The following is a 14,671-nucleotide window of genomic DNA, read 5'->3' on the forward strand; positions in this document are numbered from 1 at the left end:
GGAGGTGCCGAAGTCCGGCGAACCGGGGGCCCATGGAATGGCCTATGTGCCGGGCCTCCGGCCGGTGGGCCAGGGCCTGGCCGGTGGGTTGAGTCCGGTGGGTTGAGTCCGGTCGGTCGAGTCCGGTGGGGTCCCGCTACGGCATCGGTTCCGGCGCCTCGCGCTGATGCGGTATCGGGGCCCCGTCGGACTGCTGGAAGGCCACGGTGCGCGTCGGGGCGGGAATGGTGATGCCCTCGGAGCGGTATCGCTGGTGCAGGCGCTTGATGAATTCGTGCTTGATCCGGTACTGGTCGCTGAATTCGCCGACACCGAGGATCACCGTGAAGCCGATCCGGGAGTCTCCGAACGTATGGAAACGAACGGCCGGTTCATGCTCCGGGACGGCTCCGGTGACCTCGTTCATGACGCTTTTGACGACCGCGAGGGTGACCCGTTCGACGTGTTCGAGGTCGCTGTCGTACCCGACTCCCACCTGCACCAGTATCGTCAGCCGCTGTTCCGGCCGGGTGAAATTGGTCATGTTGGTGCCGGACAGCTGGACATTGGGGATGATCACCAGGTTGTTGGAAAGCTGGCGCACCACGGTGTTACGCCAATTGATATCGACCACATAGCCTTCCTCGCCGCTGCTGAGCCGGATGTAGTCGCCGGGCTGCACCGTCTTCGAGGCGAGGACGTGGACGCCGGCGAAGAGGTTGGCGAGGGTGTCCTGAAGTGCCAGGGCGACCGCGAGACCGCCCACACCCAGCGCGGTGAGCAGCGGGGCGATGGAGATGCCGAGGGTTTGCAGGACGACGAGCATCCCCATCGCCAGCACCACGATGCGGGTGATGTTGGCGAAGATGGTGGCCGATCCGGCCACGCCGGACCGGGACTGGGCCAGGGACTTCACCAGCCCGGTGATCACCCGGGCCGCGGTGAGCGTGACGACCAGGATGAGCAGCACGGTGAGCGTCCGGTAGACATTGCGTCCTACCGCCGCCGTCAGCGGCAGCGCCGCGGTGGCCGCCGCCAGACCGGCACAGAGTGCCGCCCAGGGCACCACGGACCGCAGGGCATCCACGATGATGTCGTCCCCGCTCCACCGCGTCCGGAGCGCGTGCTTGCCCAGCCATTTCAGGACCGCACGCAGCAACAGGCCGGCCGCGATACCGGCGGCCAGCGCGATTCCGGCGACGATCGCGTCATGCAGGGTCAGTGCGCGATTCACCGGCCGGCTCCCGCCGACCGGAGGAGCGACCGCGCTGAACGCCGGATATGAGGTCTGGTCACCTTGCCACCTGCTTGTCTCTAGGGCTGAAAATGCGCCGGGACGTCCGCTGACGCCCCGGCACGCGGTGTCATCCTGCCGCACGCGTCCCGGCAGGCCGCAGGAGCCCCGGGAGAGAGCGCCTGTCAGTTCCCTTGGGAGGTACGGGGTTTGGAGACGGGGCCGGGAGAGGGGAGCGAGGGGTGGCGAGAAGGGATGGGGGGAGCGGGGAAATTCGCACGGCGCGCGGAAGAAGGTGTTCAGCCATTCGCGCGCCGGGAGTACAGCAATGCAGCGACCGGCCTGTCACACGCCGATTTTTCGGGGAATAAGCGGTTAGGCGTAGGAAAGACGAAGCATTTTGCACCGCTGGATTTGCGATCTCACAGTGAACTCTCCCGATTCTCCGATGCACTGACAGTGATTCCAGAAGAGGGCGTGCAAGACCACAGATCCGCATGCGGGTGGCCACAGAGCCATGCACCCAGGCAAGAGCGCGAACCGCGGTAACGCCGCAGCGCCGCAGAAACACCGGGAGTACAGATGTCGCAACGCAGGTCGGGAACCGTACAGGCGGTCAGCGAGGCACGAAAGGAAGCCGTCATCCGGGCGGACGAGGACGGGGCCGATGTCCTCGCCGCGTACACCGAGCTCAGTGGGTCGGACGGGGACCGCCCCACGATGCGGGTGGGTGAACGCGTGACGTACACACGGGAAGAGCAACTACAGGGTCCGATCGCACGGGACATCCGCGCCTCTGTGTGAGGGCCGGCCCTCCCGCCGCCCGCGGGAGGCGCTGCCCCGTTCGGCTCCGCCGTCCGAGCCGTGCCCGGCAGGTGTCCGTACGGTCGTCGCATGGCGGAAAAACCGGGCGCGGAAAAATCGGGCGACGGCGGCCGCGGCACACTGCCGCGGCCGCTGTACGAGCGCGAGCTCTACCGGCTCCAGACGGAGCTGGTGAAGCTCCAGGAATGGGTGCGCGCCGAGGACGCCCGGCTCGTCGTGATCTTCGAGGGGCGCGACGCGGCCGGCAAGGGCAGCACGATCAAACGCATCACCCAGCACCTCAACCCCCGGGTGGCACGGATCGCCGCGCTGCCGCGGCCGACCGAGCGCGAACAGACCCAGTGGTACTTCCAGCGCTACACGGAGCACCTTCCCGCCGCGGGCGAGATCGTGCTCTTCGACCGCAGCTGGTACAACCGGGCGGGCGTCGAGCGGGTGATGGGCTTCTGCACCCCCGCGGAGCACCAGATCTTCCTGCGGCAGTGCCCGGTCTTCGAGCGCATGCTCGTGGAGGACGGCATCCTCCTGCGCAAATACTGGTTCTCGGTGAGCGACGAGGTACAGGAGCAGCGCTTCCGGCGCCGGCTCAGCGATCCGACGCGGCGCTGGAAGCTCTCTCCCATGGATCTGGAGTCGTTGACCCGCTGGGAGGAGTACTCACGGGCCAAGGACGAGATGTTCGTGCACACGGACATCGCGGAGTCGCCGTGGTACGTCGTCGAGAGCGACGACAAACGGCGGGCCCGGCTGAACATGATCGCCCATCTGCTGTCCACCGTGCCCTATCACGACGTCGCCCCGCAGACCCTCGAACTCCCCCCGCGGCCACCCGCCACCGGCTACCGGCGGCCGCCCCGGGACCTCCAGACCTATGTGCCCGATCACGCCGCCGGCCTGGAGTGACGAAGGCCGGAGTGACGAAGGGAAACGGGACCGGTCACGTCGAACTCCACGTCCACGACTCCCTCAACGGCGCGGACCAGGCGGGCGGCCACCGGGATCAAGGACGTGTCGCGCACCCGCCCGCTGAGCGTGACCACCCCGTTCACGACGGTGACCCGCAGATCCCTCTCCGGCGCCGCGAACAGGCCCCCGACGACATCCCGGCGGATCTCCTCGGCAAGCTCCTCGTCCGAGCGGAGAAAGACCTTCAGCAGATCGGCGCGGCTGACGATGCCCCGCAGCACCCCGTCCCCGTCCACCACGGGCAACCGCTTGACGGACTTCCGGGCCATGGTGCGGGCGGCCTGCGACAGCGTGGCGTCGGCCCGCACGGTCAGCGCGGGGCTGGTCATCAGCTCCCCCGCCGTCACCGCTTCGGCCCGGCGTACGTCGTCGAGGCGCCGCAGCCGCTCCAGACGGTCCGGGTCCGCCTCCCGGAAGCCCTCTTTGGGCAGCAGATCCGCTTCCGAGACGATGCCGACCACCCGGCCCTCCCCCGCCAGCACCGGCAGCGCGCTGACCTGCCACCGCTCCATGGTCTCCACGATCTCCTTGAACCGTGCCTCCCGGTCGACGGCGGCCACGGTCCGGGTCATCACATCGCCGACGAGGTGCGGGGCGTTGCGCATACGGCCTCCTCGGGACGGGGCCGGGGGCGGGGCCCGCGGTCCCCGGCCGGTGTCACGTCTCCAGCGTGAAGTGCGCCGCGGAGGACCGGCAGGGGCCGTCCGGACCTCTTTCCCGGCGGGCCGCCGGACCGACGGGTCCCTGGGCACCGGGCGCCGGGCAGCGGACCGCCGCGGCCGGAACGTCACCTGATCAGCAGCGCGGCATCCCAGGCCGTGGCGGGAGGAGCGTCGGCCGCCCAGGAGTGCAGGGCGAGGGCGATACCGGCGGCGCCGTCGAGCAGTCCCGTGCGGTGGGCGACGCTCCGTGGCTGCGGAGAGAGGGCGAGGGCGTCCAGGAGCCGGCCCGCCAGCTCGGCCGCCCGCGCGGTGAGGTGCGGGTCGCCGGAGCAGCGGGCGAGGTGGGCGGTGAGGTGCAGGAGGCCCGCCCACCCGTGGCACAGGCCCGCGTCGGTGACGCCCCGCGGGGCCTCCAGCGCCGTGGTGAGGTCGGCGACGGCCGTACGGGACCAGTCGGGACGGCCCAGGGCCTCGGCCGCCAGGTGCAGGGCGCAGGCGGCGCCTGGGGTGCCGTAGCACCAGGCGGTGCGGGCGGCGACGGGACGCGGAGAGGCGGGGCCGTCGTCGGGGTGCGGATGATCCGGATAACGGCCGTCCGCATCACGGCCGTCGGCGTAATCGTCGAACGGGACGACGCCCGCCCACTGGCCGTCGGCGCGTCGCTGATGTGCCAGGGCCTCGGCGAAGGTGGTGACGGCGGCGTCATGCCCGGGTTCGGTGAGGCCCGCGCGGCGGGTGAGGGCGAGGAGCGCCAGGGGGCCGGCGATGCCGTGGGCGAGGCCGAAGTTGAGGTGTCCGCGGGGCAGTGCGGGCTCCGGTCGTATCGAGGGGCCGTCCGGTGTCCACCAGCCGGGAACCGTACGGCCGTGGGCCCTGACGGGTCCGGACAGCCGGATCAGATAGCGCACCGTCGCCCTGAGCCCGGCCTCGGGTCCATGGGGAGCGGACGGGTGGCGGGCCAGCAGGAGGCGTCCCAGTCCGGTGGCGCCGCTCACCACGTCGTACGCGGCGATGCGGGTGCCGGGGCGGCCCGCGTCCAGGCGTGCGTTCTCGTCGGTCAGCAGGGTGTGGACGCGGCGTGCGAGGAAGTCGTCGAGCCGGTGCAGCAGGCGCGCGTAGTCGTCGGGGGCGTGGCGGGCTGCGTGCGCGGCGAAGGCGAGGGCCGGGGGTCCCTGGAAGAGGCCGTCGGTCGGGGCGGTGTGCACCTGCGCGGCGGCCGCGGCCAGATGGGCGTGGGCGGCGGCGCGGTAGCGCTCGCGCCGGTCGGGGGGTGCCGTATGGGACAGCTCGGCGAACAGCAGGGCCAGGCCCGGGTGGCCGTCCGCGAGGGAGAGGGCCCGGCCCGGCGGGTAGCGGGAGCCGTCGCCCGGTTCGGGGGCGTCGGCCAGCTCGTAGACCGCCCGGCGTGCGCGCTCGCGTGTCGTACGGTCTCCGGGGTCCGCCGGTGCGGCGGCGGAGGCGGTCATCGGCCCTGCCGGATGCGGTCGACATGGGCCTGTACGGCCGCGCGGGCCACGGCCTGGGACGCCCGCTCGGCCGCGCGGTCCGCACCGGCGAAGCGGTTGTGGTGCAGGTGGAGCAGAGAGGCCAGCGCTCCGGTGGGCGTGCACCAGGCGCCGGGGCCCAGTTCCCGCAGGCGCCTGCCGTACGCCGCCACCGCCTCGTCCCGTCGCGCCCATGCCTCCCGCAGCGCCGCACCGCCCGGCGCGCCGACGGGCCAGCCCCGGCCGCCGCCGGGGTCGATGACGGCGAGGGTCTCGCGGAGCCGGCTGCGGAACCGCCGGTGCAGCTCCGGGTCCTTGCCGAAGGTGCCCAGCAGCCAGGCGGCCCAGCCCGGTCCGGCGGCGCCCGCACCCGGCACGTCCCGGAAGAAGGCGCGCGCCATCGCCACCTGGCCCGCGGCCACCAGGAGCAGCGGGTCGGGCTCGGTCGGCGAGCGGCGCAGCAGGCTCAGCTGTTCCAGGGTGGCGAGGCTGTCGGTGTGGAAGACGCGCTCGGCGGCGGGCATGGCCTCCGGGCCGCCGTACCGTTCCAGCTCCGGGTCGTAGGTGTCCAGGGCCAGGCGGCGGACGAGCCGGGCCCGGCGCAACGAGGCGGCGAACTGGTGGATGCGGGGCAGCAGTTGGGTGGTGAGTGCCGCGGCGGGGCCATGGAAGCGCAGCCGGAGATGCGGCCCCTCGACGTCCTGGTAGCGCAGGAAGAACCACCGGTCCACTGGCTCGGGCAGTGCGGCGATGAGGTGCGGCAGATGGCCGGCCAGGATCTCGTCGTGCCGTTCCGCGGAGCAGTGCAGAGTGGCGAACAGCCAGTCACCGCCCGGCAGTTGGGGCTGATGCGCATCGATGTCGTCGCGGCGGACGTGGGGCGCCCGTACGGCCGGCGGGTCCGGGGCGGCCTCCGGCCGCCTCGCCACGAGGGGAAGGACCACCTCGGCGCGGTGCGGCCCGTCGGGTCCGGACAGCCAGCCGTCCGGGCACCCCGCCTCGGTGGGCGCCTCCTGGACGAGGGCGTGCGGGCGGCGTACCAGCTCCTGACGCAGCAGGCTCCGGTGCGCGGGGAGGTGCAGATCCAGCTCCAGGTACCGGTCCGCGGATCCGACGCGGATGCGGTGCGGTACCCGCAGGCGCGCCCGCCATGCCTCCAGGGCCGCCGACCACCGGCCGTAAGGGGCCTGCCGGTCGCGCAGCGCGTCGTCCGGGCGCCAGCTCGCCGGTGCCAGCACGGTACGTCCATAGCGCACCCGGGGCAGACAGGGCAGCACTCCGGCGCCCGCCCAGTCCCACCACGCCGGCCCGCGGACCCCGCACTCGGCGACGTCGCGCAGGAAGCGCACGGCATTGGGCGCCTGCCACTGCGGGTTGAGGACATGGAAGAAGGCCGGTGCGACGCGGCGTCCGGTGGCGGTGTGGAGCAGATACAGCCCTTCCGCGTCGGCGCCCACGGCGAGGTCGTGCAGCGTCGCGGGGACCGGCTCCACGCGGTCGCCGGGGTCGTCGTCGCAGTGGCCCGGCCCTTCCGCCGGGGCGCGTCCGGGGAACGAGGCCACCGGCAGCAGCGCATCGAGCCAGCGCGGCACCTGCGCCACATTGCCGCCACGGGCCAGCCCCGGCGGCACGCTGACCTGCACCCGCAGCGCCTCCGTCGGCGCCGGGCCCGCGCTCCGGGCCAGCCGCCGCACCCGCTCGCGCGCCTGTGCCGGGAAGAGGTACGCGAACCGTCCGGCCATGGCCCCGGCCTGCGCCGAGCCGCCGACCAGGACCAGCCGGAAGTCGCCCGCCGCCAGCCGTTCGGGCGAGGCGGACAGCAGCTGCGCGCAGAGTTCCGCCGACGCCGGTGGCCGCCCCTCGTCGCGGGCGAAGCGGGTCAGCAGCGGATGGCCGTCGTCCAGCAGCACCTCCCGACGCCCGGCCAGCAGCGCCTCCTGCGCCAGCGCGGCCAGTGCCCGGTCGCGCTCGGTATCGGCCGCCGGTACGGGCGCGGTACGCGGGCCGGGCGGGCAGCGGTACCCGGCCGGGGGTCCCAGCCCCGTGTCGGCATCGAGGAGTTCGGTGACCGGGACCAGGCGGCCGGTGCCGTAGCGGTCGAGGAATTCGGTGTGATAGCCGCGCAGCGGGGCCGGGCCCGGTTCGGTGGCGGAGAGCCGCCACAGCAGCCCGGCCGCCGCCTCCGCCTCCTGCGCGACCACCGGAGGCAGCCGCACCTCTGCGTCCAGCGCGAGATCGACCTGTAACGGCCGTTCCCCGTCGTGCAGTTCCCGCATCCGTGCGCACACCGCGGCATAGGCCGGTGCACCCTGTCCCACCGGCCGGGCGGCGTAGGCGGCCAGCTCCGCGCCGAGCGCGCGCAGGGCGTCGCCCTCCGGGACGTCCTCGCGCGGGACGTTCCCGAGCACCTGCCCCACATGCGCCAGCGGATCCGCGGTCTCCAGCGGCGGATGCAGCTCGCTGAGCAGCAACTGCCGGGAGACGAGCTGGACCAGCATCGCCTCGATGCCCTGCCGGGGCACGCCGGGAAACCGCGCGCAGAGCCGCGCGGCCAGCTCCCCGCCGCGTACGGGGGTGCGGGCCCAGTCCACCACCGCCCGCACCGCGGGGGTGCAGCGCACGCTGACTTCCTGGACGGCGGGGCCCCCGTCGCGCTCGGCGGCGTCGGTCTGCGGTACGTACGGCAGCACCAGCCGGTCGCCCCGTACGAACGCCAGGTCGTTGACCGCCACCCGCAGGTGCCGCAGCACGGCGGGGCGCCGCTCCAGGCCGTGGACCAGCCCCCGCAGCCATGCGCGGTCCGGGCGCACCCCGCGGCGGTGGGCGGCGCCCCAGCGTGCCGTCGTCTCGTCCGGCCGCGCGGCGAACCGCACCGGCGCGACCCCGGCCATCAGCCCGAACGGGGTGGCCCGCGCGGCCATCCGCAGCCGGTACCCGGCCAGGGCGCGCACCGCCCGCCGCAGGTCCTTCGCCCGTACATCGCCCGCGCACCCGGCCGGTCCGGTCACCCGCCGTACGGTCTGCGCCAGCGGCGGACTGGCCACCGCGATGGCCTCGGCCACAAGCGAATCGTCCGCCAACTCCCTTACCAGAGCGGCCAGTTCCTCGATGCTGTGGCCACCGTTACCCTGCCCCTCGTCGCCCCCTGACCTCTCACCGTCACCGGCCGCATCCGACGGGAGCTGTCGCGCCCGGTCCACCGGATGCACCGGGGCCCGCAGCATTCCCGGCTCCATGCACCGGAACACCGATCCTTCACCCATGGACCGTCCCCTCCCATGAAGAGGCCGGCCGTCCGCTGCGGACGGCCGGCCGGGTGACCCCGCCTAATGCGTGCCGGGATGATCCGGCGGACAGGTCCACAGGGACAGATTGCACGCGAGACCGCTGAGCATCGCCGATGTCTCGGCCGGATCGGCGGTGCGGATCTCGCGCACGTCCAGGTCGAGGATGTCGTAGGGGGTGGTCGTCTCGATGCCGTTCTCCGTCATGCCGCGTCCTCCACGAGAGGGATGAGTGCATAAGCACGCTAAACGGCATACATCACCTGAGTCAGCACATGGACCAGTGAAGCGCACGATGGAGGGAAATGCGCTACTGCGATGTTTAACGGCGGGCCGGTGCGGTTCCGGCCATGCTGCGTCAGGCCGCCCGCTGGCGGGCCGTGGTGATGAGGGTGTGCAGCACCGCCTGGGCGGTGGGCAGCCGGTTCGCCGCCTGGCGCCAGACCAGCGACCGGGGGCCGTCGAGGACTTCGGAGGTGATCTCCTGCCCACGGTGCGCGGGCAGACAGTGCAGGGCCATCGCCTCCCGGGGAGCCTGGTCGAGCAGCGCCTCGTCGACCCGGTAGGCGGCCAGGCGCCGGGTCCGTTCGGCTTCTTCCTGCTGTTTGTCCATGGGCACCCGGACCTCGGCGTAGACGGCCTGGGCGGCGCGGACGGCCTCGGCCGGTTCCGTCATGAGCGCGACGGACCCGCCGGTCTGCGCCATCAGCTCCCGGGCCTCTCCGAGGATGTCCTCGTCGGTCTCGTAGCCGGACGGGGTGGCGATGTTCAGGTGCATACCGGAGGCCGCACAGGCAGCGAGGAAGGAGTTGCAGGTGTTGCTCGTGCCGTCGCCGATGAAGGCCGCCGTCATCCCGGCCAGGGTGCCGAAGTGCTCGCGCAGCGCGAGGAGATCGGCCAGGGACTGGCAGGGGTGATGGGTGTTGGACAGGGCGTTGATGACCGGAATCGTCGCGGCGTCGGCCATCTGCTCCACCGTGCTGTGCTCGAAGGTGCGCACCGTGAGGGCGTCGAGGTAGGAGGACAGGACGCGGGTGGTGTCGGCGACGGTCTCGCCGTGGCCGAGCTGCATCTCGTCCCGGTTGAGCACGATGGCGCTCATGCCCAGCCGGTGCGCGGCCGTGGCCAGCGAGACGCGGGTGCGGGTGGACGGCTTTTCGAAGATGCAGCCGATCACGGCTCCGTGCAGGCTGCGCTCCCAGCCCAGGGGCTCCGCTTTCATCGCCGCCGCCAGATCCAGCACCTGGCCCAGGGTCCCCGGATCCAGGTCGCTGACCCGCAGCAGATCGTCGGGGACCTTGCCGGTGACGGCCGGGCGGTCGGGGGCGGATGCCGGTGTCGGGCGGGCCATCGGATCTCCTGCTGGTGTCGGGAGGGACATCGCCGCTCCGGTTCCTCCGCCCTCGCCGGGCGCCTGCCATCAGCGTGATACGGGGTGGACGGGCGGGCACCCCGGCGGCTGCGGGTGGGTGAACCGCTGTGGCGCGCCCCGTGCCGTCACCCGACCATGGAGCCGCGGAGACCGGCAAGGCCGCCGCCCCGCAGGTGCGACCGGCACAGCACGTCCCGGCCATGGCGTACGGCCCGGACCCGGCAGCGAAGGACACCGGCATGACCCGTGGCGAGAAGGGCCCCACCATGGGGGTGGAGGAGGAGTACTTCCTCATCGACCCCGCCAGCCGCACCGTGGTACCCGCGGGATCCCTGGTCCTGCGCCGCGCCGCGGACATCCTGTGCGACCGGGTCTCGGGCGAGCTGACCGAGTACCAGTTCGAGGCCAAGACGCCGCCGTGCACCGGCCTGGACGCCCTGCGCGCACAGTTGGCCGGGATCCGTACGGCGGTGGTGGCGGCGGCCGCCGCGGAAGGGCTGGGCGTGGCCGCCTCGGGCACTCCGGTCCTGGCGGCGCACGGCCCCGCGCCGATCCGGGACGACCCCGCCTACCGGCCCGGCCTTGACGCGTACCGGGCCCTCAACGACACCTACGCCCTGTGTGCCCTGCACACCCACGTCCAGGTCCCCGACCTGGATCACGCCGTCCTCGTCTGCAACCACCTGCGGCCCTGGCTCCCGCTGCTGGTCGCCCTGTCGGCGAACTCCCCCTTCTGGGAAGGCCGCGACACCGGCTACGCGAGCTGGCGCACCGTCGCCGGCGGCCAGTGGCCGGTCGCCGGGCCGCCGCCGTACTTCACCTCGGCCGACCACTACAAGCAGCTGTGCGCGACCCTGACGGAGACGGGGGCGGCGGTGGGCGATCACACGCTGCTGTGGGACGTCCGGCCCTCGGCGCATCTGCCGACGGTCGAGATCCGCGTCATGGACGTCCCCACCCGCCTGGAGGAGACGGCCGCGCTCGCCGCGCTCGTCCGCGCCCTGGTCGCCCGGGCGCTGGAGCGCGTGACAGGCGGCGACCCGGGGCCCCAGGTGTGCCCTGCCCTGCTGCGGGCGGCGTACTGGCGATCCGCCCGCGACGGCTGCTCCGGCGACGCCCTCGACCTCCGCAGCGGCGCGCTCGTGCCCGTCTCCCGGCTGGTGCGCGATCTGGTCGACCACGCTCGTCCCGCGCTCGACGAGTACGGGGAACTGGCGCCGGTGACCGCGGTGCTCGGCGAGCTGACCGGCCGGGGCGGCGCCGAGCGCCAGCGCGCCGCGTTCGCCCGCCGGTCCCGTCCGGCGGATGTCGTCGACGAGCTGATCCGGCAGACGGCGTCCGTACCCGCCGTTCAGGAGGCCGGCGGAATGGCCGCTGCGGGCGGGGCCGGATTGTCGTGTACCTGAGCGTGGACGACACTGAAAGGCATGCAGAACGAGTGGGCCGCCAGTACGTCGTCCCTGTCGTCCCTGTCGTCCATGTCGTCCCTGTCGTCCATGTCGTCCATGTCGTCCATGTCGTCCGCACCGGACTCCCGGCCAACCCGCCCCGGGCCGTTCCGCCTTGTCGTGCTGCGGCACGCCAAGTCCGCGTGGCCGGAGGTGGAGGACCGTGACCGGCCCCTCGCTCCCCGGGGCCGCAGGGACGCACCGGCCGCCGGACGCCGGCTGGCCGACGCCGGATGCCTGCCCGATGCGGTGGTCTGCTCCCCGTCGCGCCGTACCCGTGAGACCTGGGAGCTGGTGGCGGCGCAGTTCGCGGCGGCACCCCCGGTGACGTTCGACGACCGCGTCTACGGGGCGAGCGCGGCCCGGCTGCTGGACGTCGTACGGGAGACACCGGCGGGGGTGCGCACGCTGCTGCTCATCGGCCATCAGCCGGGTGTGCAGGACCTCGTACTGAGCCTGGCCGGCGGGGGCGACGACGAGGCGCTGGCGCGGGTACGGGAGAAGTTCCCGACCTCCGGGCTCGCGGTCCTGGAGTCCCCGGCGCCCTGGCCGGAGTTCGGCGCCGGTGGCGCGGTGCTCAGGGACTTCGCCGTGCCCCGGGGCGTCAAGCACACGAGGGGTGAGTGAACCGCGGGCAAATTCTGGCCCACGGAAGATGCGGAAGGCCGTTCGAGCGCCGCGGGGGTGCCTACGATGCACTGCGGCGTCCCGGGCCGCGCGGAGGGGAAGAATCCGTGGTCGGGACGGCCCGCCGGTCGCCGGTCCGTACGGCGCCGCCCGATCGCCTTGGAGACGTGGAGTGCCGCACACCGCCCCTACCGCCCCCGCCCGCCCCGTCGCCGCGACGGGGTCCGGCCCGAGGGCCGTCGTCCGGCGTCCGCTGGTGGCGGTGGGCGCCGTGCTGGCGGCCGCGGCGTCGGCGGCGGGAGTGCTGCTGTGGGCGGGCGGCGGCCCGGACGGCGGGGCGGGGCGGCCGCGGTATGGGGCCGACGGGCTGGTGCACACCGGCGTGGAGGTCTCGCAGAGCCGTTGCGGCCGGGGCTGGGACCGCCCGCGGCCCGGCCTCCAGGTCTTCGATCTGCGCAACACCTCGGGTGCCGCGGCCGAGGTGTATCTCAAGGACGCCCGGACCGGAGCGGTGTACGGGGAGGTGGAGGGGCTCGCCCCCGGCACCTCCCGGCCGCTGCGGGTACGGCTGGGCAGGGGCGCGTATGCGTTCATGTGCCTGCCCGATGACGCCGACGCGGTCACCGGCCCCACGGTCCGGGTCGGCGCGGGCGGCGCCAGGGGCCCGGCGGCCGCGCCCGTCACCGAGCACGACCTGATCCCGCCGACGCTGGCGTATCAGAAGTGGGTAGCGGGCCAGATGGACGGCCTGGTGCAAAAGACCGGTCTGCTGCGGGACGCCGTCGACGGCGGGGACCGGTCCGCGGCCCGTACGGCCTGGCTGGCGGCCCATCTCCAGTACGAACGGCTCGGTGCCGCCTACGGGGCCTTCGGCGATGCGGACACGGCGATCAACGGAACGACGGCGGGAGGGCCCGACGGCGTACGGGACAAGGGCTTCACCGGGTTCCATCGCGTCGAATACGGGCTGTGGCACGGGGAGTCCACCGGGCGGCTGCGCGGGCCGGCCGATGCGCTGGCCAAGGCCGTGGGGGCGTTGCGCAGCACCTGGGCGCAGGCGCGGATGGACCCGGCGGACCTGGGGCTGCGCGCCCACGAAATCCTGGAGAACACCGTGCAGTTCGAGCTGACCGGCCGCACCGACTACGGCAGTGGCAGCAACCTGGCCACCGCGCGGGCCAACCTCGACGGTACCCGTGCCGTACTGGCCCGCCTGCGGCCGCTGCTGGCGACCCGGCTGGGCGATCTGCCCGGTCTGGAGGACCGGTTGGACCGTGCGCAGCGGGCCCTCGATGCGTCCCGGCGCGGCGGGCGGTGGCTGCCGCTCGACCGCCTCGGGCGCGGAGCGCGGGAGAAGGTCGACGCGGACATGGGTGATCTGGTGGAGCGGCTGGCGGCCGTGGCGACGGTGTGCGACGTACGGAGAACGGTGTGAGCGTGGGCGGGGACGGTGTCGGCAGGCGGCGGTTTCTGCGCGGGGCGGTGGTGGCCGGTGCGGGCCTGGTGGCGGGAGAGGGGGATGCGGCGGCTGGCGGGCACCCGCGCGCGGGGCGCGACGGGGCGGCGGCCCCGGTGCCGTTCCACGGTCTCCATCAGGCGGCGATCGGGACGCCGGCGCGGCGCAGCACCGCCTTCGTCTCCTTCGATGTGACCGCGGAGAACCGCCGGGAGCTGACCGAGCTGCTGCGCACGCTCACCGAGCGGGCCAGGTTCCTGACCGGTGGCGGCACCCCGGCCCCGGCCGGAATCACCGCCCCTCCCCCGGACTCCGGGATCCTCGGGCCGCAGCTCCCGGCCGGCGGGCCGCTGGTGACGGTGGGCGTCGGCGCCTCGCTCTTCGACGACCGCTTCGGTCTGCGACGGCGCAAGCCGCTGCGGCTGGACACCATGGCGTCCTTCCCGGACGACGATCTGGACCCCTCCTGGTGCCACGGCGATCTGAGCCTCCAGCTGTGCGCGGACAGCACGGACACGGTGCTGCACGCGCTGCGGGACATCGCCCGGCACACCCGTGGCGGGATGCAGGTGCGCTGGCGGCTCGACGGGTTCGCCAACCCGCCGCGGCCCTCGGGGACTCCCCGCAATCTGATGGGTTTCAAGGACGGGATCGCCAACCCCGATGTGCGGGACGCCCGCGTCATGGACCGGCTGGTGTGGGTGGGGGCCGGTGCGGGCGAACCGGAGTGGGCGGTCGGCGGCAGCTATCAAGTGGTGCGGCTGATCCGCATGCTGGTGGAGTTCTGGGACCGTGTCTCGCTCACCGAGCAGGAGCGGATGTTCGGCCGCAGCCGCGACACCGGGGCGCCCCTGGACGGCAACCACGAGGGCGATGCGCCGGATTATCCGCGGGATCCGAAGGGCGAGGTGATCCCGCTGGACAGTCATATCCGCCGGGCCAATCCCCGTACCCCGCACAGCGAGGGGGAGCGGATACTGCGCCGCGGCTACAACTACGACCGCGGTATGGACTCCAACGGCAATCTGGACATGGGGCTGCTGTTCTGCTGCTACCAGCAGGACCTGGCGCGGCAGTTCGAGACCGTGCAGCGGCGCCTGGCCGGTGAGCCGCTGGTCGACTACGTCACGCCGTTCGGCGGCGGCTACTTCTTCGCGCTGCCGGGTGTACGGGACGGGGAGGACTGGTTCGGGCGGGCCCTGCTGCGGTAGGAGCACACCAAGTTCGGGCCAAAGGTCAACGTACGGTCAAGGTTTGACTTTGCGTTCCTGACCGTGTGTTCACCCGCATGCCATGGTGGGTCCGCTGGTCCGACGCACAGCGAGCGGAGGATC

At 73.3% G+C, this 14,671-nt stretch carries 12 protein-coding genes; 6 read left to right on the forward strand and 6 right to left on the reverse strand.

What is annotated here, in order from left to right:
* Window positions 1–136: 136 nt before the first annotated feature.
* A complete protein-coding gene (locus tag SNA_RS22390; RefSeq protein ID WP_044366352.1) occupies window positions 137–1,213 on the reverse strand; it encodes a mechanosensitive ion channel family protein in 1,077 nt (358 codons plus the stop codon).
* 582 nt (window positions 1,214–1,795) lie between these two features.
* Between SNA_RS22390 and SNA_RS22395 the strand changes: the two genes are divergently transcribed.
* On the forward strand, window positions 1,796–2,017 hold the full coding sequence (locus SNA_RS22395; RefSeq protein ID WP_030065021.1) for a S1 domain-containing protein: 222 nt from the start codon (window positions 1,796–1,798) through the stop codon (window positions 2,015–2,017).
* Window positions 2,018–2,107: 90 nt separating this feature from the next.
* Window positions 2,108–2,941, forward strand: coding sequence for a polyphosphate kinase 2 (ppk2, locus tag SNA_RS22400; RefSeq protein WP_044366354.1), 834 nt, complete (start codon window positions 2,108–2,110; stop codon window positions 2,939–2,941).
* On the opposite strand, the gene SNA_RS22405 is transcribed toward ppk2, so the two are convergent.
* The 5 genes from SNA_RS22405 to argF all read right to left on the reverse strand — a co-directional run bounded on the left by SNA_RS22405 (window position 2,920) and on the right by argF (window position 9,785).
* The gene (locus SNA_RS22405) at window positions 2,920–3,609 is read right to left on the reverse strand and encodes a CBS domain-containing protein (RefSeq protein WP_044366356.1); all 690 of its coding nucleotides are present in this window, start codon (window positions 3,607–3,609) and stop codon (window positions 2,920–2,922) included. The two genes, ppk2 and SNA_RS22405, sit on opposite strands and share 22 nt — an antisense overlap.
* A gap of 182 nt (window positions 3,610–3,791) precedes the next feature.
* Window positions 3,792–5,132, reverse strand: coding sequence for a lanthionine synthetase C family protein (locus SNA_RS22410; RefSeq protein WP_051877202.1), 1,341 nt, complete (start codon window positions 5,130–5,132; stop codon window positions 3,792–3,794).
* Entirely contained in the window at window positions 5,129–8,386 is a 3,258-nt protein-coding gene (locus SNA_RS22415; protein ID WP_198535114.1) for a lantibiotic dehydratase, read from the reverse strand. The genes SNA_RS22410 and SNA_RS22415 overlap by 4 nt, the downstream gene beginning before the upstream one ends.
* A gap of 90 nt (window positions 8,387–8,476) precedes the next feature.
* Window positions 8,477–8,641, reverse strand: coding sequence for a hypothetical protein (locus SNA_RS42650; protein WP_157880044.1), 165 nt, complete (start codon window positions 8,639–8,641; stop codon window positions 8,477–8,479).
* A gap of 151 nt (window positions 8,642–8,792) precedes the next feature.
* Window positions 8,793–9,785 (reverse strand): ornithine carbamoyltransferase, encoded by a 993-nt coding sequence (gene argF, locus SNA_RS22420; RefSeq protein WP_044366361.1) that lies wholly within the window; start codon window positions 9,783–9,785, stop codon window positions 8,793–8,795.
* Window positions 9,786–9,925: 140 nt separating this feature from the next.
* Between argF and SNA_RS22425 the strand changes: the two genes are divergently transcribed.
* The 4 genes from SNA_RS22425 (at window position 9,926) to efeB (ending at window position 14,548) form a co-directional block, all read left to right on the forward strand.
* Entirely contained in the window at window positions 9,926–11,212 is a 1,287-nt protein-coding gene (locus SNA_RS22425) for a carboxylate-amine ligase (protein WP_241779783.1), read from the forward strand.
* A gap of 108 nt (window positions 11,213–11,320) precedes the next feature.
* Entirely contained in the window at window positions 11,321–11,881 is a 561-nt protein-coding gene (locus SNA_RS22430) for a SixA phosphatase family protein (RefSeq protein ID WP_030064997.1), read from the forward strand.
* 172 nt (window positions 11,882–12,053) lie between these two features.
* Window positions 12,054–13,316, forward strand: coding sequence for an EfeM/EfeO family lipoprotein (locus tag SNA_RS22435; protein ID WP_044366362.1), 1,263 nt, complete (start codon window positions 12,054–12,056; stop codon window positions 13,314–13,316).
* Window positions 13,317–13,318: 2 nt separating this feature from the next.
* The gene (gene efeB, locus SNA_RS22440) at window positions 13,319–14,548 is read left to right on the forward strand and encodes an iron uptake transporter deferrochelatase/peroxidase subunit (protein ID WP_030064993.1); all 1,230 of its coding nucleotides are present in this window, start codon (window positions 13,319–13,321) and stop codon (window positions 14,546–14,548) included.
* Window positions 14,549–14,671 lie beyond the last annotated feature (123 nt).

The sequence above is a fragment of the Streptomyces natalensis ATCC 27448 genome (assembly GCF_000935125.1).
GTDB lineage: Bacteria > Actinomycetota > Actinomycetes > Streptomycetales > Streptomycetaceae > Streptomyces > Streptomyces natalensis.

What these genes read in the sequence shown, in the direction of transcription:
- SNA_RS22395 (WP_030065021.1), top strand. Translation starts at nt 1,796, where the DNA reads ATGTCGCAACGCAGGTCGGGAACCGTACAGGCGGTCAGCGAGGCACGA.
- ppk2 (WP_044366354.1), top strand. Translation starts at nt 2,108, where the DNA reads ATGGCGGAAAAACCGGGCGCGGAAAAATCGGGCGACGGCGGCCGCGGC.
- SNA_RS22405 (WP_044366356.1), bottom strand. Translation starts at nt 3,609, where the DNA reads ATGCGCAACGCCCCGCACCTCGTCGGCGATGTGATGACCCGGACCGTG.
- SNA_RS22410 (WP_051877202.1), bottom strand. Translation starts at nt 5,132, where the DNA reads ATGACCGCCTCCGCCGCCGCACCGGCGGACCCCGGAGACCGTACGACA.
- SNA_RS22415 (WP_198535114.1), bottom strand. Translation starts at nt 8,386, where the DNA reads ATGGAGCCGGGAATGCTGCGGGCCCCGGTGCATCCGGTGGACCGGGCG.
- SNA_RS42650 (WP_157880044.1), bottom strand. Translation starts at nt 8,641, where the DNA reads ATGACGGAGAACGGCATCGAGACGACCACCCCCTACGACATCCTCGAC.
- argF (WP_044366361.1), bottom strand. Translation starts at nt 9,785, where the DNA reads ATGGCCCGCCCGACACCGGCATCCGCCCCCGACCGCCCGGCCGTCACC.
- SNA_RS22430 (WP_030064997.1), top strand. Translation starts at nt 11,321, where the DNA reads ATGTCGTCCGCACCGGACTCCCGGCCAACCCGCCCCGGGCCGTTCCGC.